General features: G+C 42.7%; 1 protein-coding gene and 1 pseudogene. Both read right to left on the bottom strand.

The window, feature by feature from the left end; translation table 11 throughout:
- Positions 1-417, bottom strand: a pseudogene (locus A3735_RS23860) (aminotransferase class V-fold PLP-dependent enzyme); the annotation flags it as partial.
- Positions 418-614: 197 nt separating this feature from the next.
- A partial coding sequence (locus A3735_RS23855; RefSeq protein ID WP_068638791.1) for an outer membrane lipoprotein-sorting protein occupies positions 615-1,211 on the bottom strand: 597 nt, incomplete at its 5' end.

Below are 1,211 nucleotides of genomic sequence, written 5' to 3'. Positions count from 1 at the left end.
AGCGATCATTGAAATATCAGGATTTTCTGAAAGCTTCTGGTCTACTACTTCTGGCTCAACAGCTTCGCCCCACTCAAATTCGATGGCTTCAACCTGAGCACCTGCGCGAGTCGCGACTTCTTTCATGCGCATGCCAAATACGCCGTTAATGCAGACAAGAATTTTGTCACCCGGCTCAACCATATTCATAAAGCAGGTTTCCATACCAGATGAACCTGGTGCAGATACCGGAATCGTAAGTTCGTTTTTGGTTTGGAAAACGTACTGAAGAAGAGATTTTATCTCATTCATTAGCGATACAAAGCTAGGGTCCATATGACCGATGGTTTGCTGAGATAGTGCTTTAAGTACTCTTTCGGAAACATCTGACGGGCCAGGGCCCATTAAGATGCGGTTTGGAGCGTGAAATGATTGCATAGTTCGGGTGCTGCCTGTGTTACTGGTTAGTTCTGTATTATTTTATTAAAAATATGAAGATGCCAGTATAGACGCGAGAGTATGACAGGGCGATGTTTATGCAGCTAAAAAAGAAAAAATGTACAAACAATCACATTATCTGTGACTGGATGTACATTTTTTGCAGTGCTGTTTAGGTCAATAGAGCGGAAATTAGACTAGCGAGCGCGCTTCAAGCTGTTCTTGGTGAAGTCACTATCACTTAGCCCGGTAGAAAACTGAAAATTGCTCCAGATTAAGTCAGTGCTTTTACCTGTCTGGTGATTCTGCATCTTCATCACATTCGGGCGCCAGTATTGGTCAAGATATTGATTGTAATCACTAGAGTTGAGGGTCTTTAGTAGCGCTTTTTTACGGTCATAAAATTCAATTTTATGGACGCGGTATTCACTCTGGTCGATCCAGGCAATTTGGCTTGTGTAGCCAGAGTTTTTATCTGTTGGGAAGCGTTTAACAACAAAGCAGGTTTCTGTGCCACACGCTTCGTCTTTTAAGTACTCATAGCTATACTTTTCAACTTCTTGTGAGCTTAAGTCTTCGAAGGCAAACTCACTTCCCATGAATGGGCCAGACTTGTTTTTAGACGCGATTCGCTTAACACGCTTTAGTGCTGGTAGGAATAACCACTGATCATCCGCATCAACTTTGTGCGAGAACGTCAGTAAAGCAGTACCACGAACAGTTTTAGGCTCATCAAATATGGTTAAGCCTTTGTCACCATCATTTTCGACTTCGAGGGATTTTACGCGCAAAAC

Source organism: Oleiphilus sp. HI0061 (assembly GCF_001635675.1).
Note: the sequence above shows the minus strand (reverse complement) of the source record. Positions and strands in the feature narration are given on the sequence as shown.